Consider the following 20,613-nt stretch of genomic DNA (forward strand, 5'->3'; position numbering starts at 1 on the left):
CAAAAACAAAAAAGGCACCTTAATAGGTGCCTTTTATCATTTCGTTATCTAAGCAACGCTATTTAGCTTAGGTTTTAACTCTTTTCGCGTCAAAGTTTCACTAAAGTCATGACTGAAGTGGTCAACTTGAATCGCTGTGTAACGTAGTTTATCAGCAGCAACAATTTGGTCGACTTCTTCTTGCGTTAGAACATCGGCAGCAAGTGCCTGAGCCAATTTGTCTGCCAGCAAGCCTTTACGAGCCACTTTGCCTTCTTTCACTGCTTTGAAGATCTTACGCTCCAGAGGCTTGATGCTGTACATCGCATTGAAAGCGTTCTCCATAAGACCAACACTATCATCCTCTTCCTTGCCGATGTAGCAAAGGTGAGTCAGACGTTCACGGTGTGCGCCCGGAGTCATCAAGCTTTCTGCTAGTTGAACTGTTAGGTTATCACTTGGTTTTTCGAAGTGGTTACCTACAGGGAAAACTAGACCTTTAAGTACTTTCCCAACCATCTTGTTCGGGAAGTTACGGTACGCTTCTTGTAGCGATTTAGCCGCGTTGTGGAAACAGTGTTGAACCGCGTAATGTACGTAGTCTAAGTCAGCTTGTTGACGACCTTCGTCTTCATACTTCTTAAGTGCAGCAGAAGCCATGTATAGGTAACTTAGACCATCACCCAAACGTGCAGAGATAAGCTCTTTACGTTTCAGTTCGCCACCTAATGTCAACATTGCGAAATCCGCACTGACTGCAAGCGCACGGCTTAAACGAGTCAAATCTTGGTAGTAAGGTTTCGTTGGGCCGCTCATGTCGGCTTTAATGAACTTAGAGCCCGTTAGTGCCGCACCAAAAGCACCGAAGGTGTTTTTAGTGGCGTGTGAGATGTGCTTGAACAACAAGCTATCAAAGTCTTTTGCACCTTGCTTCTCGTCTGGGTTCGCTGCCGCTTCCATTTCGCTCAATACGTATGGGTGACAACGTGTCGCACCTTGACCGAAGATCATAAGGTTACGAGTTAGGATGTTCGCACCTTCTACTGTGATAGCAACTGGAATACCTAGGTAAGGCGCAGCCAAGTAGTTCATTGGGCCATCTTGAATTGCACGACCTGAGTGGATATCCATTGAGTCATTCAGGATAGTACGAGCCATTTCTGTCATGTGATACTTCGCGATTGCCGTTACGATACCCGGCTTCTCTTTCATATCCAGTGAAGTGGTTGTCAGTGTACGAGTCGCTTCTAATAGATACGTTAAACCACCAATACGGCCTAAGCTCTCTGCAACACCTTCAAATTTACCAATCGACATACCGAACTGCTTACGAACATAAGCGTATGCGCCAGTCGTTTTCGCAGTTAGGTGGCCCATCGCCGTGCCCAGTGCTGGTAATGAGATACCACGACCTGCAGACAGACATTCCACCAGCATACGCCAGCCTTTACCTGCGTAATCTGCGCCACCGATTAGCCACTCCATAGGAATAAATACATCGTGACCGCGAGTTGGACCATTCATGAACGCAAGACCAAGAGGGTCATGACGCTCACCAATCACAACGCCTTCGTGGCCAGCTGGGATAAGCGCACAAGTGATACCAATGTCTTCTTTGTCACCCAGTAGCTTTTCTGGATCGTGCAGTTTGAAAGCCAGACCAAGTACCGTTGCCACTGGTGCTAGCGTAATGTAACGCTTGTTCCAGTTAAGTTTGATACCTAGTGTCTCTTTACCTTCGTGCATGCCCATACACACAGTGCCGACATCAGGGATACCACCCGCATCAGAACCCGCTTCAGGGCCTGTTAGTGCGAAACAAGGGATATCTGTACCGTCAGCAAGACGTGGTAGCCAGTAGTCTTTTTGATCTTGAGTACCGTAGTGAGACAGCAGCTCACCAGGGCCAAGAGAGTTTGGAACCATTACCGAAACCGCAGTACTGATACTACGAGTTGCAATCTTGGTTACGATTGTAGAGTTGGCGTGCGCCGAAAACTCACGACCGCCGTACCCTTTCGCGATAATTAGCGAGAAGAAACGCTCTTTGCGTAAGAAGTTCCAAACTTCCTCTGGAAGGTCTCGGTCTTCTTTCACAATTTTGTGGTCGTCAAGCATAGCGAGCAAAGTTTCAAGTTCATTATCCATGAACGATTGCTCTTCTGCTGTCAGCTGAGGTTTTGGGTACTGGTGAAGCTTAGTGAAATCTGGTTTACCAGAAAACAGCTCTCCGTCCCACCACACGCTACCCGCTTCCATCGCTTCTTTCTCGGTGCTAGATAGTGGTGGTAGTACTTTTTTAAAGAGTTTAAAAGCTGGGTCACTTACCCATTTTTGTCTTAGAGAGCTCATAGTTCAGATCCTTTTGTTCACTATATTGTTTGTGAATATTTTGCTTTTTATTGTTTTATTCTTTTGCTGACATGCCAGCGGCTAAATATGGAATGAGAATATCGACCACTGCCTTAGCATCTATCTCTCTGTCATAGTCATTCTCTGCAATTTCTATCAGAGCCTGGCTAGATGCCATGGTGAATACACAAGTCCCTAGGGTGAAGTGCAATCGCCAAAATAACTGTTCTTGAGTGAGGTTCGGGTTGGCTTTCATCACTGAGCTGGTAAACAGAGTCAGTACTTCGCTGTAGCGAGTGGTAATGAACCAACGCAAGTGACCTTGCACATCCGTATAACCTCGACCAATGAGTAACATAAATCGACTGGTACCATTTGGCCTTACATCATTCAGTGCTCTTAGCGGCTGCCTTAAAGACTCAAACACATCACTCATAGAATACGTTTCGTTCAAGTTTAAGTTCACTAAAGCGTCTTGCAGTGCAGGCATAAATGCTTCTAAGTATCGATTTAATACGGCACGAACCAGAGTCTTCTTATCGCCAAAGTGGTAGTTCACTGAAGCAAGATTGACATTGGCTTTACCCGTAATGGTGCGTAAAGAGGTGTCATTAAAACCGTGCTCAGCAAATAAGCCTTCAGCCACATCTAAGATTTTGTCTTTGGTTGTACTTCTTGGTGCCATTTCAATCACTCGTATTAAACAACTGTTTGAAATATACGCTTAGTACATTTATTTAACAAGCAAGCAACATCACATTTTCACAAATTGGTCGTACCAGTTAATCGCTTTATTCACTAAGCGATTGAATCGATGCATGTTTACAAAAAAAGGAAAAATTAATGAATTTTCTTGGAACTGAAATAGAAATGGAGGGTCATAAATTAAGTAGAAAACAGAGTATTTAGAAGTTTAACAGGCCGTCAAACTTGTCTCTCCCCTGCTTTCTTAATTACTGCATTTTCCTTATTAACTCCTATACTTGTATCCGCCCAAACCGTGTTGGTTTGGGCTTTTTTTTGCTTATGATTCAGGCAATTTTTCTTCGGCTAATGCTGGGTACAAAAAAGCCCCCGAAACCGAGGGCTTTCATTACGTTAAGCCATAGAACACTTCACGATACCGACTAAGCTGCATCGTTTTTGATAAGTTCTCCCAATATTGCGAGATCACTACCAAGATCAACCGAAGCGCCCATTTCCGTAGCAATCCCTTCTACCACGATTGTTTGAACGTCGACTCCACCATTGATTGGAATAGACAAAGCAATATCTTCACCATCAATCGAGACTTCAATCATATCAAGCAATTCTGCCATTTGAGTTTCGTCTTGCGGGTCTTCAATTAGATCATTGAGGTCAATTAAATCACCAGAGCCGTTAGTATAAAGCTCAAAGTCTTTAATGATGTCTGTACCGTTGTCGAGCGCTGAGTCTAACCAAGTAAAGATATTGTCCTCACTATCACCAATCAATAAATCATTGCCAGCAGCAGCAAACAGCGGTTCGTTACTCGCAGCACTGATCACGTTGTATAGCTGTGGTTCTTCAGTATCAACTGTCACCGTTTCGACTGTACTTTCAGCGCCACTTGAATCTACTGCGACATAGTCAAACTGAGGATCATCGGTTACTGCCTCGTTGCCTTGGACATAACGCAGCTCCCAATTACCACCAGAAGATGAAAGCTCCATACCAACAATCGGATTACTTGGTGACGAGTAGCTGAACTCGTACAGAATCTGCTGGTTGCCTGTATCGCCTTCGTCTTTTTGGTATTGTTCGCTAGCTGTAGTCCCGTCAGCAAAGGTGTAAGTAACTTCAATATGTACACTGCTATTGGTATTGAACTCTCCTCCCATACCATCTAACCCAAAATGAACAACTTCAAGTGGGTTGTTGGTAAAGTCGATGATCAATGTCTCCTGCATGTTCATACCTTTACCATCAGTATCACCAATCCCATAACCAACATGAGGCTGCTCACCTTGATACTGTTGTAGGGGTTTGTCATTATTGTCATCAATCGATATCGTAATGGTATTGCCGTTAGCTAAGGTGATCAGCCTTTCCGTTGGAGATACCGCCACTCCCCAGTTATAGAAGCCATCAACAAGGTCAGGCATGTCCTCAGGATCGCCACTGAAGCCCATTTCAAACAGATCTCCAGGCCCAGCAACAAAGCTAATATTATTTGGAACAAACAGCACACCACTATCCACATCGGACTGCACTATTTCCCTGGTGTCTCCATTTTCATCGGTATAAAGAAGGGTGCCACTGGTTGGCAAGGTGTTAATGCGAACATTTAGAGGTATCTCATTGTGATCATCTTCTATATCTGAGATGTAATCAGGCATGCCACCATCTTCAGAGTCGAACAGAATTGGGATCACGGCATCGTCATCATTAACCACCACAAAGCTTGTTGCTTCAGGGGCATCGTTGACACCATTGATCGTTATTTCGATGACATGTTCAACACCATCAATTGCAGTGACCACATAGTTCTCAATAACGGTATCGTCGTCACCGAGATATTGAACGGCATCATTATCAACGACATAACTCCATGCCCCCTCGGGAGTAATCGTTAACATCCCCAAAGCAAGTGCATAAGTAGACCCAATAGGGCTAAACACACCATTAGGTTTAAAGGCCGGCATATCACTGGTGTCAACATCGGTAATCGTGAGCGTACCCGACGTCATGAGTTCGTTGGTCTCTAAGTCGACATTCAAGTCTTCGGTCACTTCTCCCTTATCCGAATCACCTTCACCAACGGTAATTTCAGACGGATCATCCGCACCATTGATGGTGATCGTGACTTCGCTGGTGGTGCCGTCAATCGCAGTCACTGTATAAACTTCAGTGACAAATTCATCGTCGTCCAAATACTGCACGAGATCGTTGTTAACAACGTAAGTCCAAGCGCCATCATCGGTGATGCTCAACATACCCAACGCGGTGTCGTTAGTAGAACCCTCTGGATTGAATGTTCCTTCTGACTCAAAAGCCGCAACGTCGTTAGCGTCCACATCAGTGATGGTGAGTGTCCCTGAGGTCATCAAGTTGTTGCTGATCTCATCTACATCGATATCCTCCGTGACTTCCCCCATATCCGAATCACCCTCACCAACGGTGATTTCCGATGGATCATCGGCACCATTAATGGTGATCGTGACTTCGCTTGTTGTGCCGTCAATCGCAGTCACTGTATAAACTTCAGTGACAAACTCGTCGTCATCTAGGTACTGCACAAGATCATTGTTGACGACATACGTCCATTCACCATCGTCGGTAATGGTCAACATCCCCAACGCGGTGTCATTGGTCGAACCTTCTGGATTAAACGTTCCGTTAGGTTGAAAAGCCGCGACATCGTTAGCATCAACATCGGTAATCGTCAGTGTTCCCGTCGCCATCAAGTCGTTGCTTTCTGGATCGACATCGACATCTTCCGTCACCTCACCCATGTCAGAGTCACCTTCACCAACGGTGATCTCAGATGGATCATCGGCACCATTGATGGTGATAGTCACTTCACTTGTAGTTCCGTCAATCGCAGTAACCGTGTAAACCTCGGTGACTGTCTCGTCGTCATCTAAATACTGCACAAGATCGTTGTTGACGATATACGTCCATTCGCCATCGTCGGTAATAGTCAACATACCCAACGCGGTATCATTGGTCGAACCTTCTGGATTAAACGTACCATTTGGTTCAAAAGCAGCAACGTCGTTGTCGTCTACATCGGTGATGGTGAGCGTTCCGGAGGTTGTTAAGTTGTTGCTCTCTTGGTCAACATCCACATCCTCAGTCACTTCACCTGTGTCTGAATCACCTTCGCCAACGGTTATATCAGATGGGTCATCGGCACCGTTGATAGTGATGGTTACTTCGCTCGTGGTACCGTCACTGGCTGTAACGGTATAAACCTCTGTCACGAATTCATCGTCGTCTAGGTACTGCACGTCATCGTTATTGACTACGTAAGTCCAAGCGCCATCAGGTTCGATGCTCAATAAGCCAAGTTGTGAGTCGTTTGTTGAACCTACGAGGTTAAACTCACCATCAGCCGAAAAGGTAGGAGTGTCGCTATCTACGTCTGTAATCACGACCTGACCAGACGTCACTAATTGGTTGGTGATGTCATCGACATCAATGTCCTCAGTCACACTGCCTGAATCATCAGTGGCTACAGCCGCATCATCAGTACCAATAATTGTGACTGTAATGACTTGCTCACCTCCATCAGAAGTTTGTACTGTGGTTGTATCTTGAATTTGCTCTCCGTCAGCAAGTTCATCATAAGGACTGTTGGCTACGAAGGTCCAAGTACCATCCTCATTGACGACAAAGGTACCGAGGTCATTGTCTCCAGCGACCTTTTTACCAATAAAAGTAACGTCCGGGTCGTCGCTGGTTAAGGCGCCACCGGTCTCAATTGGTTCATCCTGCTCAAACTCAATAACGTCAGTTTCACCTGAAATAAGCGCAAAAGCGATGATATCAAAAAGAGCAATACTTTGAGTTTCTGACAATCCTTGAGACTCAAACCCGTCAGTTTCAAAATTCGTGGCAGCTTGAGTTTCAGCCCCAGTACGTTCAATCCTACCGCTGTTGGTCAAACTCGAGCCTTCCTCACCAGCTGCAGTGTCAAACTCATCTCCTAGTTCCGTTGGATCAAATCCTTCTTCAATAGCACGCTGAACTTGAGCGATCGCATCATCAGTATCTAGTGCATTTTGTTGGCCCTGGTTATCTACAAAACGTGCAGAAACACTTGGCACATTTTCTTCACTAGTATCAAAACTGATAATTACGTCGCTAGCCGCTGGTTGTTCGCCCGGAGACAAACGTCTAACTTGGCCTTGAGCGTCGAGCACAACACTCCCGCTAGCAAGACCTAGTATATTTAGGTTGATGTTTCCCATATCCATATTCCCACTTCTGCCCAGAACATGCCAAACGCGGATTCAATCCCACTCTGCGCTGTGGCTATTTCCTACACTAAATTTAGTAGTGCCACTATTGATAATCAACTCACTAGGGGCGTGTAAATCTGGCGGTTTTCAAATTAGTCAATAGCAATAGCGACTTACATTCAAAAAAAAACCAACAAACTTCGCATTTTTTTGTAAATGTCCTAAGCTTCGTTTAATACCCTTCTCTCAATCTAACGGGAAACGTAGGTTGGGAAACGGATGAGACATTGAAAGTAGAAGGAGAGCTACTTTGAAATTGTTTAAATTATCCATCATGTGTTGCTTAGTTGCTGCACCACCACTCACCGCTCAAACTCTAGAACAGTCTGTCGCTATTACCTTGGCAACGAATCCAGAGATAAAAAGCATCTTCAACGAATATGCGAGCGTGAAAAAACGTAATGATGCATCTGGAGGAGCGTACAAGCCCAGCATCGACCTTGATGCTGGTATTGGTTACGAAGGCATAAATCCTGCACCAAATAACGGCCCCGATACCGATCTAACAAGAAAGGAAGCGACGATTTCCCTCACGCAATTGCTGTGGGATGGTTCCGCGACTCTATACGACATTGATCGTACCGCCGCAGAAGCCGAGTCGGTTCGTCTACAATTGATCGCAGATGCCGAAGACAAAGCGCTGGAGGTGACACAAATCTATCTAGACGCGGTGAAAGCCACTGAGGTGTTGGCACTGTCAGAAAGCAACCTTTCAATACACAAAAAAATCTATAAAGATATTAAGAAACGAGCTAATTCTGGTATAGGTTCAACAGCGGATGTGTCGCAAGTAGAAGCTAGGATTGCAAAAGCTCATGGTAACTTATTGGCTGCACAGAATAATTTGATCGATACACATACCCAATTTAGACGTGTGGTAGGTCAAGAACCCCTAGGTTTAATTTACCCAAGAGCTGATATTTCTAGAATTCCTTTGTCGTTAACGGACGCCATTGTTGATGCCTTAGACAAACACCCCGTGATCAAAATCGCGGCAGCTGATGTTGACGCTGCGCACTTCCAATACAAACAATCGAAAGGCGTGAACTACCCTACCTTCTCCATTGAAGCATCACAGTCATGGCGTGACGATGCAGGTGGCGATGAAGGCTCAAGTCAAGAAACGCTCGCGATGCTGAGAATGCGATATAACTTGTACAACGGTGGAACTGACAGTGCTAATTCTGAAGCTGCTGCTTACCAATTAAACAAGGCAAAAGATCTGAGAGATCGTGCTTATCGCCAAGTGGAAGAAGGCCTTCGCCTTTCATGGAGCGCCTTAGATCTCACGCTACAACAAAAGAACTTCCTATCTGATCATGTTGATTCAGCTTCGGAAACCGTTATCGCATATGAAAAACAATACCGAATAGGCAAACGAACTCTGCTTGACTTGCTCAACACTGAGAACGAACTATTTGAAGCCCGCAAAGATTATCTAGATGCCCATTACTCTGAACAGTACGCTAAATACCGTGTAATGAACGCAACAGGTTCTTTATTGAATGCTCTACTGGTTGATATTCCAGAAGAGTGGACAACGGCTATGGAGTATTAATGATGAAAGTAACTTACTTATTACTTCCCGTATTAACGATGACTTTATTTGCCTGTTCTAGCCAACAGGAAGAGGCTTACATCGAGACACCTGAAGCAGAACAGATTGCAGACCTGCAAGACGACGACAACGATGGTGTGGTAAACGCTCGAGACACCTGCCCAGGAACGCCTGAAGCGTCACAAGTCGACAATGACGGTTGTGGTGAAACGATTCGAGCAGAAGAAGTCAGACAGTTAAAAATACTCTTTGCTCATGACTCATTTGAAGTGAACCCAATATTTTCTGATCAAATCAGCACGATGGCTGAATTCCTTGAGACTTACAAAAGTGCGTCGATTGAAATACAAGGTTACGCGAGTAAAGTGGGTTCCAACGAATACAACTTAGATTTATCAAAAAAACGAGCGAACAATGTTCAAGATGAGTTACTGTCGAATGGTATAGAGCCAGATCGAGTGAGAATTGTCGGTTATGGTGAAGAACGCCTAGAAAACGAGGGGGATGATGCTACTTCTCATGCACTAAACCGTAAGGTAACGGCAACCGTGGTTGGGTTAAGTGAACAAATCGTTGAAGAGTGGACCATTTTTACCACGCTAGAAAAATAACGTGACATTGTCACTATATCTATAAGACGGGTTATCTTACAAAGACAGCTTAACAGCAAGATCAAGAAAGCCGTGATGGGGTTGCCCATCACGGCTTTTTTGTTCTTTGTTGTCACATGAGTCGAGGGATGACTCTGTGACTCTTCTTGCTACTCAGGAGTTGACTTGTTACTCAGTGAGTAGGCTCGCTATCAAGTGAACCTACTACCGAATATAGTTTTACTTACCAACTATGCTTTTACTTACCAATTATAGCTTTACTTCTTGTTGCTTAGTCTTCGGTAGAGAAATACTTAGCAGGCAGTAACCTAAGATAGCTGCAGTCGTTGACCCCATCAGGATACCTAATCGAGCGAGCGTATCAAAGTCTGCGTTCGTTGGACCAAATGCTAGTGATGAAATAAAGATAGACATCGTAAAGCCAATACCACATAACACAGATACCGCGAAGATGTTCATGAAATTCACACCTTCAGGAAGTTTAGCTACACCCGTTTTCACTGCGCCCCAGCTGAATAGGAAGATACCCAGCGGCTTACCAACCAATAGACCCATAGCGATACCAAGCGGTAACATGCCTGTAAGGTTTGAAATTGAGATGCCTTCAAGTGAGATACCTGCGTTTGCAAATGCGAAGATTGGCAAAATTGCAAAAGCGACGTATGGGTGCAGAGCATGTTCTAGATGTTTCAGTGGAGAACGCTCCCCTTTATTGCCTTTCAGTGGGATAGCAAAACCTATAACTACACCAGCCAATGTTGCATGAACACCAGACTTCAATACTGCGAACCACAGAATTGCACCGACAATGAGGTAAATACTTAGCTTAGTCACATGCTTGTTGTTTAGCATGAACAGCACACCAGTTGCGATGAAGCCAACCGTTAGTGCAAGCGTTGATAGATCGCCTGAATAGAACAATGCAATGATAACAACAACACCTAAGTCATCGATAATTGCTAATGCTAGTAAGAATACCTTCAAGCTTACCGGCACTCGGTTACCAAGAAGAGCCATGATACCCAATGCGAATGCGATATCTGTTGCTGCTGGAATAGCCCAGCCCTGAAGCGCTTCAGGGTTACTTGAATTGAATAGCACGTAAATAAGTGCAGGAGCTAGCATACCACCCACAGCTGCAATAGCTGGGAAGATTGCTGTCTCTTTAGACTTTAATGCGCCTTCTAAAAGTTCACGCTTAACTTCTAAGCCGATTAGAAGGAAGAAGACAGCCATTAAGCCATCGTTAATCCAGTGAGACACAGACATACCAAGAACGTAACTATGCAATACGCCTTGGTACATTTCGTTCAGTGGTGAGTTTGCTACAAACATTGCGATCGCCGCAGCGATGACTAGTATGATGCCGCCAGCAGATTCCATTTTAAAGAAGTCACGGATGACGTCGGTCATGATTTCGCCCTTATATTTATTATTTAAATAAACGAATAACAAAGAATAACCATGAGTTTATATCCAAGCGTAATCGATAGATAATCACTTCTTCGGATGTTTAACTTCGGTTTTTCCTACAAACACTAAACAATACGTCGTATATTCCATAATGTTGTTATGCACCATAAAATAAGTATAGATGAGATCACAAAGGCTGTATGCACAATTAATCAGGGGCTCACAAAAATCATGAGCACAAAAAAGGCTATCAAATGATAGCCTTAGGTGTTTTTAGTAACCAGTTAACTGCATAAAGCCTGTCGCTTCATGACTTCCGCTCGCCATAATTGGCCCTTCCCAATATGGTATGACAAATGGCAACCACATATCTCGGCGTTTAATGCGTGTCGTGAGGTTAATATTGTGCTGTGGCACGTTAATAATCCATTGGAGCGGCATTCTTCTACCATTCCGTAGCGTCGTATTCTGTAAAGGCTTGATAGAAATATCGGAGTCCGTTAACTGATACACCTTGCCCGAACGAGTGGCCAATGTTCCAAAAACATAAGGCAGTTGTTGATTATGGCGGTAACGGTTAATGCTCAACGCTGTACCATCATCGAGATTAAACACGAACCAATCCCAGCCTTGTTGACCCACTCCGAGCAAGCCACTGCCCCACTCTTTATGCACCCAAGCAGTGCCTTCTACTTCCTTGGTAACGCCGTCCAGATTCAATACACCGCTTAGGGATAAAAATGGAGCGCTGAAGTTATAAGACGCGACAGGTAATAAATCGTGCTTTTTCTGGTAACCATTATCGCCGTTGAGCACATATGGCCCTTTCGCAATGGTGTCGAGTTCAAGACCAAACGTATCCGTTTTCACTTGAAGGCGACCTGGAAATGGTGTGTTGCCAAGGGCGCGCCAGTTCCAGTTATCAATCCAAATTCTAAACGGACGACTGGTCATTCCCGCTTGGCCAATACCGCCACGCGCTAAGCGTTGCTCTTTCCAAACCTTAGAATCAGAAGAGATCACGACATTTGAGATATAGACCTGTGGGCTTTGCCACCCCGGCGTCTCGCGTTCATCAGTCGCTATTCGGAAGAAGCTCCATTGAACCGAGTACTTTTTGCCATCATCCCCTTTTAGAGAAGCAAAGTAATGCCACCACTCGTGTTGAAATTCTGGGTGGAATTGGAAGTCTCGAGGTAACGAAACGCTGCGGTCAGGTAACACAGGCTCGAATACATTAAAGTGCTCGCTTACAAGCACTGAATTGACCTCGTTCACGCCTTTCTCACCAACATCAACAAAGTAAGAGTAGTACGCCCAGACACCTAAAATGGTGCCAAAGAAACCGATCAATAATAGAGAGGAGACAAATCGGTGTCTGAATTTCGTTGAGCCATTTCGTTGAAGCATATTAAAGCGCATCCCTCAGTGATTTCATCGGGGTGTTCCGAATCATTCTCATCACTGGCAGAGCACCAGCTAACATCAATGCTGCCATAGCCCACGCAAATGTCTGTAAATAGTCCCAGGGAATCACTTGCAACTCGAGTGACCACCCAAAAGACTGCTTGATCACGATATCGACGATCAAACTAGCCAACGCTAAGCCGAGCGGAATAGCAATTAAGGAGGAAATAAGCCCGAACACAAACAGTTGTAAGCTACCGGTCAGAATCAGTTCTTTCGCTGAGACACCTAAACAGCGCTGTAACGAAATATGCCTTTGTCGAGACACTTCACCCGCAACCGTTGCGAAGAAGATGCCGAAGACTGCAATGACTAATGTGATGTTGCCCAATGTATCTGCAATCGCGAACGTTCTATCGAACACACGCATCGCTTGGCTGTGAATATTGTTGTTATCGAAAATACGCTCCGAGCCAAGCCTGAACACGCTTTCTAAGCGGCTTCGAAGCCCTACGGAATTCACATCATCTTTGAGTATTACGCCAAGGCCCACATTGCCCCGCCCTGCAAATCCATACAGCCAGTTTCGATGCGACATCATGACTTGATGGTAAGGGTTACCGTAATCGTAATACACACCGACAACCTGCCAACCAGAGCCAAGATTGTCATAGAGATCAATGTAGTCACCTGGGCGAATACCCAACTTGAGAGACATCGATTCGCTGATCAACACACCTTTAGAATGATGTAAGTGATACCAGTAATTAGGAATACCTAATTTGATCGTCAGCGCTTCTAGCTCACCTTCAGAAGGCCCAGTACTGACCACTTGAATACTGCCAACTGGAGATGCAACATCTTTCTCCCAACGCCACCAAACAGAATCCACTTCAGGCTGTTCTGACAGCCAGTTACTCATACGAGCAGCACCATTGTTGGTTGGGTAGATGTAAAGGTCTGCCGCCAAGCGCTGTGTTAACCATTTATCTGTGGTATCTCTAAAGCTACCGACCATGGTTTCTACACCAATATTCGCGGTTAGCGCCAACATAAACGCCATTGTCGCCACACCACGGTAACTCATGCTTGAAGCGGCATCCGCGAAGAACCAACGAGCACGAACCCAGCGTAATGAATAAGACAGGCTGTTAAATAACTTCCACATCAAGAACGGCGTAAAAAGAGCCACACTAACAAGCATCAGCGCGATAATCGCAAAACCCGTTTCTTGAGTCTGAGGCGCTTGATAGACTGCGACAGCTGCAACCAAGAAACCACAACCAATCAAAGCCTGCCAAGTGAATTCAGTACCAGCAAAGCGCATCAAAGATAAACGAGAGGTCAAACGAATCGGTTGTGAACGAAGCAGACGAACCAATGGCCAAGCACACGCTAGGAATGCACCAAGCAATGCCATTAATAAGCTGTAACCGCTCCATCGCCAATTCCAGTCGATAGTTAATCCAACGTTGGCGTCATATAAGTCACCTAAACTTGAAGATACCGCTGGTAACAGTTGGTTTGCCAACATGACACCGAATACATTGCCGCAGATCCAGCTCAATACCACCAATAACAGTAATTCTAAACAAAGCGCTTTAGCCAGTTGCCAACCCGACACACCCGTCTGCCTTAAGATTCCAACTAACGGTTGGCGCTGAATAAACGACAGCGACATCGCTTGATAGAAAATGAATAAGCCAACCACAAACGACAGCATACCCATCGCTTTTAGATTTAAGTGAAACGCGCTGGTCAGCGACTCAAGCTCAGCTTTAGAGCTGCGAGAGATCGTCAAACCATTAGGCAGCATGTTTTTAAGACGCTCAAACTTCTCAGGTGACATATCTGAACACGCAATCACAGACAGCCCAGCACTGCGTTTGAGCATTCTGAGCAAAGAGATATCTGCAATCAGCCTTGTACCATCAATCAGGTTTTTTTGATCAACAGCGATAGGACCAAGCTCAGAACCATCCATGAGAGGAATGTAGTCACCGTTATTCCATTCCATGTGTTCTGCGAGATCATCACTCACAAGGATTGGGTATGGCGGCTTCATAAGGTTTAACGTAGTGAGATCTTTTAACGCAACACCCGGCAGAAGCTGAAGCATAGACACAGGGTCGATGCCAATAAGCATAAAGTTCGCGCCATTTTCATCAGTGATACGATGGTGGTCAAAAGGAGAACACTGTTGAAAGCCTTCACGGCGAAGCTGGATATAAAAACCTTGCGGGATTTTATTGGCGTTGTGTTTTGGTCGAATACGATAAGGAAGAGGATTCGAAAAGAGTTTTTCGCCATGCGCATAGCTTTGCTTGGCGTGTTGGTTGATAGCAGTAACACCAACCAAAAGTGATACGCCAAGGGTTAAACCAAGCCATACCAAAATAATCTGAAGTGGGTAGCGTCGATAGTGACCGAGTAGTGCCTTAACTACGGGCCATAACATGCAGTTGCCCTCCTTGTAGGCGGATTCTGCCGTCCATGTGCTGTGCTACTTTTTCACTGTGTGTCACCAACAACAAAGTGCATTCTAATTGGCGAGCCAAAGAGGTCAGCAAACGCATTACCGCTTCTGCATTACGCTCATCTAAACTTCCCGTCGGTTCATCGGCTAACAGAATTTTAGGTTCCATGTACAGAGCACGAGCAATCGCTGCGCGTTGTTGTTGACCACCAGACGCTTCTTCAGGGTAACGTCCAAGTAAAGGCATAAGGTCTAAAGCAGAAAGAATCTGTCTCCAGAGGCCTTTGTCTTCAGGCAAGCCTTTTAACTGGCGACAAAAACGAATGTTGTCAGCAATATTAAGCGTTGGAAGTAGGTTGAATTGCTGGAAGATGTGACCAATATTATTTCGGCGATATGCGGTGCGATTACGTTCTGTCGAATCGTGCATATTGAAGTTTGGGAAAGCAATTTCGCCAGAGTCTACTAGGTCTAAACCCGCGATAAGATTCAGTAATGTACTTTTACCTGAGCCACTTTCGCCCATTAGTGCAAGCTGGTCACCTTGGTTTAATGTTAGTTCAGCACCTTGCAAAACAGGGTGAAATTCCCCCCCGTCGACATAGCCTTTACATAGGTCTGACAGCTTTAACATTAAACAGCTCACATTAGTTAGAATTTGGAAGGAGAATCTACACTAATTCCCTGTTAGGAGGAAGTATTTTGAAAGATAGATCACACACCAACGATAAAGTGATGTGATCGATGCGCCCTACTTCAACTTCCTATCAAGTTTTTGATCCATTTTCTTGTTTTCATGCGATAGAGCGACCCACCCCACTTAATCACTTCTTCGGTGAGGAAAAGCAAATACACCCACTCAGGTGTAAACTTTAAATAGATAGCCGCAATCGCAGCCAGTGGAATACCAATCACCCACTGAGCAATCAAATCTTGATAGAGACAGAACTTCACATCACCACCCGCTCTCAACACACCAACGATCACAGTCAACGGCACCGAGCGAATAATAATACCCACGCTGAGAATTAGAATGAATTTCTCTGAGAGGGCTCTGGTCTCTTCAGTCAACGCACTGAACGCATTCAATATTGGCATTTGGACGAAATAGAGAAAAATCGCCACAACAATACTGGTTAAGAAACACAGAATCGTTAAGCCTAATGCTTGATAATAAACCGCTTCATTGTTCTTCGCGCCAAGTTGGTTACCCACCAAAACAGCTGCTGCATTAGACAGACCAATCAATAAACTCAATGAAATAGATTCAACCGGCGTCATGACTGAAAGCGCAGCCAAACCTTGAACGCCCGATTGTCCCATGATCGCGTGGTAAGCAAACAAGCCACCCGCCCACGCTAAAAAGTTAAACGTGGTAGGCAAAGACAACTTCAAGAAGCGAACGACTTTCTCAACGGTTGCAGCCGCTTTGATATCACAAAGTTTAAAAGCTAATAGGTGTTTAGAGAAATAGAGGTAGCCATATAAAGTCGCCACTTCAATGGCACCGCTCAATACCGTCGCAATCGCTGCTCCTTTGATTCCAAGCGATGGAAAGCCCAAGTTACCGAAGATCAGCACCCAGTTTAAGAACACATTAGACAGAATGCCGATACCGCTGAAGAAAGTGCTTAACCCAGGTTTATGCATCGCTCTCAAACCTACCGCCATACTGCTGACGCACGACACCGCCAGCATGCTGAATGAGGTGATGACGATGTATTCAACGCCGAGGCTGATGACTTCTTGAGAGTCGGTCGTCACGCCCATGATTTGCGCAGGAAAAGAAACAAAGAAAACAATGGTCAGCAACGCAAACAGGGTCGAAACTAGCCACGTCAGTGCGGTACTTTCTCTGACACCTTGTTTGTTACCCGCGCCCCAATATTGAGCCGTTAGCAAAGCGCCGCCCGTAGTGACACCCACCAGCATAATGGTCGTCACAAACATTGCACGGCTCGCAACCCCCACTGCTGCAATGTCTGCTTCCCCAAGCTGACCTAACATCAACACATCGACTAAGCCTCGGCTTGAAAACATAATGCTCTGCAAAGCAATAGGCAAAGCAATCGCAATAAGCCTACGAACAAAATCACCTCGAGTGTGATGAATAATTGAAGAGAGCAACATAGAGATACCTAAACGGAACGTATTGATGAATAAAGATAAATATCGCGCTATTATATCAATGTTCGGTTTTTAACCACAGATATAAATGGAGTAACAATGAAGAAAGTACTGGTTTTAGGCGCTTCTGGATATGTTGGTTCGCAGCTCCTCCCTCTCCTGCTTGAGCAAGGCTATCAAGTCACTGCTGCAGCAAGGCATATCGACTATTTAAAGGCACGAACCGAACCTCATGACAACTTGTCACTAGAGTATCTTGATCTTGCAGATCAAGCCGCAACACAAGCATTAGTTCCCGACTTTGATCTTGTCTTCTTTTTAGTTCATGGGATGGCAGAAGGCCACGACTTTATTGATTATGAACTGAATTTGGCACGTAACTTTGTTTCAGCTCTTGGGCCAAAGAATCAACACGTCATCTACCTGAGTTCGCTTCAACCGCAAACGGGTGATTCAGAACACCTTCAAGCGAGAAAGAAAACCGGAGAACTGCTTCGTAAAGGGCCAGTCCCCGTCACTGAACTGCAAGCAGGCGTGATCATTGGTCCAGGCTCTGCAGCGTTCGAGATCATGCGAGACTTCGTGTACAACTTACCTATCATGATTGCGCCCAAATGGGTCGACTCTAAAGCCAACCCTATTGCCTTGCAGAACCTGAACCACTATCTGCTAAAACTCGCACAGGACACGCCTAGCGAAAGCCAAACCTTCGAAGTTGGCGGGCCAGACATTGTCTCTTATCGAAATCAATTTGCTCACATTGCAAAAACTGCCGATCGCCCACTCAGGCTTTGGGCGACGTCACTCCTCACGCCCTCAATTGCGTCATATTGGCTAGGTGTTGTGACTTCTGTTCCGTCTAACATAGGCAGAGCGCTTCTCGCGGGCTTAAAGCATGACTTTATTGCCAGTTCGACCATCATTAGAGAAAAGTACCCTCAGAAGCTTATCTCGTTCGAAAATATGGTTGAGCAAGCGATTCACGCTGAAGGAAACTTCGTGAAAAGTAATGTTTGGGGCTTTGATAAGACCGCCTTCAAACGCTGGCAAGCTGGGTACGGCTATTATCCTAAGAAAACAGGCGCAAGTATCACCTCAAGCGCATCTTTAGAATCCCTTTGGCAGGTCGCTCAGCAAATAGGAAGCCCGAAGCAAGGTTACTTCTTTGCTAATGCTCTATGGCGCACACGCGAATGGTTAGATCTTCTCTTTGGCGGTGGTGTGCCGGTTAGACAAATGCCTGAAGGACCGACCCTAAAAGTCGGTGACAAAATTGACTCTTGGAAGGTTATTCGTTGTGAAGAGAATCAGTTTTTATCCCTGCTTTTCGGTATGAAAGGCCCAGGGTTGGGGCGACTCGAGATTACCGTCTCTGATCACGGTGATTCACGTGAACTGAACATATCAGCTTGGTGGCATCCAAAAGGCTTTCTAGGGTTACTGTATTGGTTTGCGATGATGCCAGCCCACCTGTTTATCTTTAAAGGCATGGTTAAAGCGATTGAGAAGCAGGCTAAAGAGCAGATACGGGATTCGAGTGGCGGGATGCGAAAAGATTAAAAGCAGATACGGAATTCGAGTAACGAGATGCGAAACGATTAAAATCGGATACGGGATGAGAAACGATTAAAAGCGGATTCGGGATGAGAAACGATTAAAAGCGGATTCGGGATGAGAAACGATTAAAAGCGGATTCGAGTGCCGAGATGCGAAAAGGCTTAACAGCAAATTTGCGACACGCGCTATGAGAGGCAAAAAAAGAGCAGATAATTCCGCTCTTCGTATCTCTCACCTCGTATCCAGAATCCACTACTAGCCAATAACGCTAATTGGGATCTCTGCAAGTTGGTTGCCTTGGTTAGCAGGGTAAACAATGTATTCACCGTGATACTTCACCGCAGACTTGTAGTCCGTTACTTTGTGAAGCATGAAACCCGCTTCCATCGCCGCTTGAATGAACTCGGCGTGGTTACCACGAACAAACCAGTTCATTGGCTTAACCATCAACTCACCGTCGAAAGAGTCGTCACACTGTTTTCCACACAAAGCAAAAGAGTGCTCACCATCGGTGAAGAATTGAATCTTACCGCCAGTCGTTAGCTCATCTTCACTCGATACGCTCCAACCCATCTCGTACATTTTGTCCATGAACGCTTCAACATCGCTGTCTTTTAGCGCCTTAGGCTCTTCGCCTTCAGGGAAAAAACGCCCGTAAAACGCAGAAATACGTTTAAAGATAAAAGTTAAATCAGAGTTATTGCCTTTTGAGCGACCCTGTTTCTGCCAACGAACCAAGTCAGGCACAATCACACGATCATAAGCTTGGGATTTAATCGCCTTTGTTACCCATCGAACAAGGTAAAGGTTGTTCGCGATAGGCGCATCAATAGCCTTACCAGACTTATGTAGAGCATATAGCTCGCCTAGCGCATCATTCACTAACTTCTGAATTTCAATATAGTATTTTGACATTATGCCTTCTTTCCTAATGTCCAATATAGTAATGCTGACATTACTGCACACGCAGCCATTACCATAGCCATAGACCCAGCACTGTCACTTGGCAGCATCGCAACGATAGCCCCAACAACAGAACCAGTACCAAATCTTAATGTTCCCGCAAGCGATGAAGCCGTGCCTGCCATGTTTGGATAACCACTGAGCAATAGACCCATAGAGTTACTGCCAATAGTAGAGATGGTGCCAATAAATAGCATCACAAACGGCACAATTCCCCAAAGCCCGAGATCCAATGCCCAACCGACAAGTAAACCTACGCCAGCCAGTAATTGGATGACCAGCGCTGCTCTCAGCATGGTATGAGAGCCGACCTTCTTAACGATTCGACCATTGATTGTCGTCATCAGAATCATCGCAACAATGTTCAGACCAAATAGGTAACCAAACAGGTCAGGACGTACGCCATAGACATCAATGTAGACAAAAGAGCCTGCGGTTAAGAATGCAAACATCCCAGAGAACGAAAACGCACCCGAGAAAATCAGGCCCATAGCGGTCGGGTTTTTACATAAACGAGCGTAATTACGAATCGTGGTTTTAAAGCGCAATGGTTGACGATTATCGACAGGCAATGTCTCAGGAATTTTGATTATCACCGCGAGAATGACAATCACCGCAAAAATAGCCAATACCCAAAAGATTGAACGCCAACCGAACCACAATGCTAAGTAACCACCAATCATCGGCGCGATAAGTGGTGCAACCGTCATCACTAAGGTAACGAACGACATGGTCCGTGCGAAATCTTCACGGTCGAACATATCACGCACAACCGCTTGGATAATAACCGCTGCCGCAGCACCTGCAAAACCTTGAGCCGTACGAACTAACGTTAACGCTTCAATGCCATGAGTCGTCGCACTCACAACAGACGCGACCGCAAAAAAGAATACACCAATCAGTAGAACAGGCTTGCGACCATAACTGTCGGCTAACGGACCATGTAACAACTGACCTAATGCAAAACCTGCGGTGTACGCTGTGAGTGTGATTTGTACTTCACCCGCTGTGACGCCTAGATCTTTGGCGATCGTTGGCATAGCAGGCAGGTACATATCGATGGCGAGTGGTGTCAGTGCACCAATCGCACCCAGAACCAAAAATAGCATCCAACCTAACTGAGGAGTTTGTGGTTGTGAGCTTGGGGTCTGTTGGGTAGACGTTTGCATAACTCTCCGACTA

The 20,613-nt window shown here is 45.4% G+C and carries 13 protein-coding genes; 3 read left to right on the forward strand and 10 right to left on the reverse strand.

From position 1 onward, the window contains the following. Positions 1 to 48: 48 nt before the first annotated feature. From AC3CHU_RS09765 to AC3CHU_RS09775, 3 genes are all read right to left on the reverse strand, one after another. Positions 49 to 2,331, reverse strand: coding sequence for an acyl-CoA dehydrogenase (locus AC3CHU_RS09765; RefSeq protein ID WP_488524438.1), 2,283 nt, complete (start codon positions 2,329 to 2,331; stop codon positions 49 to 51). Between the two features lie 55 nt (positions 2,332 to 2,386). Beyond that, complete coding sequence (gene psrA / locus AC3CHU_RS09770) at positions 2,387 to 3,016, reverse strand: TetR family transcriptional repressor PsrA (protein ID WP_171327477.1); 630 nt, start codon at positions 3,014 to 3,016, stop codon at positions 2,387 to 2,389. A gap of 442 nt (positions 3,017 to 3,458) precedes the next feature. After that, on the reverse strand, positions 3,459 to 7,268 hold the full coding sequence (locus AC3CHU_RS09775; protein WP_488524439.1) for a VCBS domain-containing protein: 3,810 nt from the start codon (positions 7,266 to 7,268) through the stop codon (positions 3,459 to 3,461). Positions 7,269 to 7,569: 301 nt separating this feature from the next. Here AC3CHU_RS09775 and AC3CHU_RS09780 point away from each other — a divergent pair, with 301 nt between their 5' ends. Both AC3CHU_RS09780 and AC3CHU_RS09785 read left to right on the forward strand, forming a co-directional pair. After that, complete coding sequence (locus tag AC3CHU_RS09780; RefSeq protein ID WP_114633277.1) at positions 7,570 to 8,877, forward strand: TolC family outer membrane protein; 1,308 nt, start codon at positions 7,570 to 7,572, stop codon at positions 8,875 to 8,877. Next, entirely contained in the window at positions 8,877 to 9,488 is a 612-nt protein-coding gene (locus AC3CHU_RS09785) for an OmpA family protein (RefSeq protein WP_065205487.1), read from the forward strand. Before AC3CHU_RS09780 ends, AC3CHU_RS09785 begins: the two co-directional genes overlap by 1 nt. A gap of 249 nt (positions 9,489 to 9,737) precedes the next feature. Here the strand turns inward: AC3CHU_RS09785 and nhaA are convergent, their stop codons facing one another. From nhaA to AC3CHU_RS09810, 5 genes are all read right to left on the reverse strand, one after another. Then, a complete protein-coding gene (nhaA, locus tag AC3CHU_RS09790; RefSeq protein WP_054546583.1) occupies positions 9,738 to 10,901 on the reverse strand; it encodes a Na+/H+ antiporter NhaA in 1,164 nt (387 codons plus the stop codon). 273 nt (positions 10,902 to 11,174) lie between these two features. Next, on the reverse strand, positions 11,175 to 12,323 hold the full coding sequence (locus AC3CHU_RS09795) for a lipocalin-like domain-containing protein (protein ID WP_488524440.1): 1,149 nt from the start codon (positions 12,321 to 12,323) through the stop codon (positions 11,175 to 11,177). Further along, positions 12,313 to 14,766 carry an ABC transporter permease gene (locus AC3CHU_RS09800; RefSeq protein WP_488524441.1) on the reverse strand — a complete coding sequence of 818 codons (2,454 nt, stop codon included), beginning with the start codon at positions 14,764 to 14,766 and terminating at the stop codon, positions 12,313 to 12,315. The genes AC3CHU_RS09795 and AC3CHU_RS09800 overlap by 11 nt, the downstream gene beginning before the upstream one ends. Further along, positions 14,747 to 15,418, reverse strand: a complete 672-nt coding sequence (locus AC3CHU_RS09805) for an ABC transporter ATP-binding protein (protein WP_004734674.1) — start codon at positions 15,416 to 15,418, stop codon at positions 14,747 to 14,749. The genes AC3CHU_RS09800 and AC3CHU_RS09805 overlap by 20 nt, the downstream gene beginning before the upstream one ends. 122 nt (positions 15,419 to 15,540) lie before the next feature. Beyond that, positions 15,541 to 16,914, reverse strand: a complete 1,374-nt coding sequence (locus AC3CHU_RS09810) for an MATE family efflux transporter (protein WP_488524442.1) — start codon at positions 16,912 to 16,914, stop codon at positions 15,541 to 15,543. Between the two features lie 96 nt (positions 16,915 to 17,010). Between AC3CHU_RS09810 and AC3CHU_RS09815 the strand changes: the two genes are divergently transcribed. Continuing rightward, positions 17,011 to 18,471, forward strand: coding sequence for a DUF2867 domain-containing protein (locus AC3CHU_RS09815; RefSeq protein ID WP_488524443.1), 1,461 nt, complete (start codon positions 17,011 to 17,013; stop codon positions 18,469 to 18,471). A 252-nt stretch (positions 18,472 to 18,723) separates the two neighbouring features. On the opposite strand, the gene AC3CHU_RS09820 is transcribed toward AC3CHU_RS09815, so the two are convergent. Further along, positions 18,724 to 19,383, reverse strand: coding sequence for a DUF2913 family protein (locus tag AC3CHU_RS09820; protein ID WP_054546588.1), 660 nt, complete (start codon positions 19,381 to 19,383; stop codon positions 18,724 to 18,726). Further along, positions 19,383 to 20,600 (reverse strand): Bcr/CflA family multidrug efflux MFS transporter, encoded by a 1,218-nt coding sequence (locus tag AC3CHU_RS09825; RefSeq protein ID WP_017079054.1) that lies wholly within the window; start codon positions 20,598 to 20,600, stop codon positions 19,383 to 19,385. The genes AC3CHU_RS09820 and AC3CHU_RS09825 overlap by 1 nt, the downstream gene beginning before the upstream one ends. Positions 20,601 to 20,613 lie beyond the last annotated feature (13 nt).

The sequence above is a fragment of the Vibrio sp. QJM3NY_39 genome (genome assembly GCF_057785895.1).

What these genes read in the sequence shown, in the direction of transcription:
- AC3CHU_RS09820 (WP_054546588.1), bottom strand. Translation starts at nt 19,383, where the DNA reads ATGTCAAAATACTATATTGAAATTCAGAAGTTAGTGAATGATGCGCTA.
- AC3CHU_RS09810 (WP_488524442.1), bottom strand. Translation starts at nt 16,914, where the DNA reads ATGTTGCTCTCTTCAATTATTCATCACACTCGAGGTGATTTTGTTCGT.
- AC3CHU_RS09800 (WP_488524441.1), bottom strand. Translation starts at nt 14,766, where the DNA reads ATGTTATGGCCCGTAGTTAAGGCACTACTCGGTCACTATCGACGCTAC.
- AC3CHU_RS09785 (WP_065205487.1), top strand. Translation starts at nt 8,877, where the DNA reads ATGATGAAAGTAACTTACTTATTACTTCCCGTATTAACGATGACTTTA.
- AC3CHU_RS09795 (WP_488524440.1), bottom strand. Translation starts at nt 12,323, where the DNA reads ATGCGCTTTAATATGCTTCAACGAAATGGCTCAACGAAATTCAGACAC.
- AC3CHU_RS09815 (WP_488524443.1), top strand. Translation starts at nt 17,011, where the DNA reads ATGAAGAAAGTACTGGTTTTAGGCGCTTCTGGATATGTTGGTTCGCAG.
- nhaA (WP_054546583.1), bottom strand. Translation starts at nt 10,901, where the DNA reads ATGACCGACGTCATCCGTGACTTCTTTAAAATGGAATCTGCTGGCGGC.
- AC3CHU_RS09825 (WP_017079054.1), bottom strand. Translation starts at nt 20,600, where the DNA reads ATGCAAACGTCTACCCAACAGACCCCAAGCTCACAACCACAAACTCCT.
- psrA (WP_171327477.1), bottom strand. Translation starts at nt 3,016, where the DNA reads ATGGCACCAAGAAGTACAACCAAAGACAAAATCTTAGATGTGGCTGAA.
- AC3CHU_RS09805 (WP_004734674.1), bottom strand. Translation starts at nt 15,418, where the DNA reads ATGTTAAAGCTGTCAGACCTATGTAAAGGCTATGTCGACGGGGGGGAA.
- AC3CHU_RS09775 (WP_488524439.1), bottom strand. Translation starts at nt 7,268, where the DNA reads ATGGGAAACATCAACCTAAATATACTAGGTCTTGCTAGCGGGAGTGTT.
- AC3CHU_RS09765 (WP_488524438.1), bottom strand. Translation starts at nt 2,331, where the DNA reads ATGAGCTCTCTAAGACAAAAATGGGTAAGTGACCCAGCTTTTAAACTC.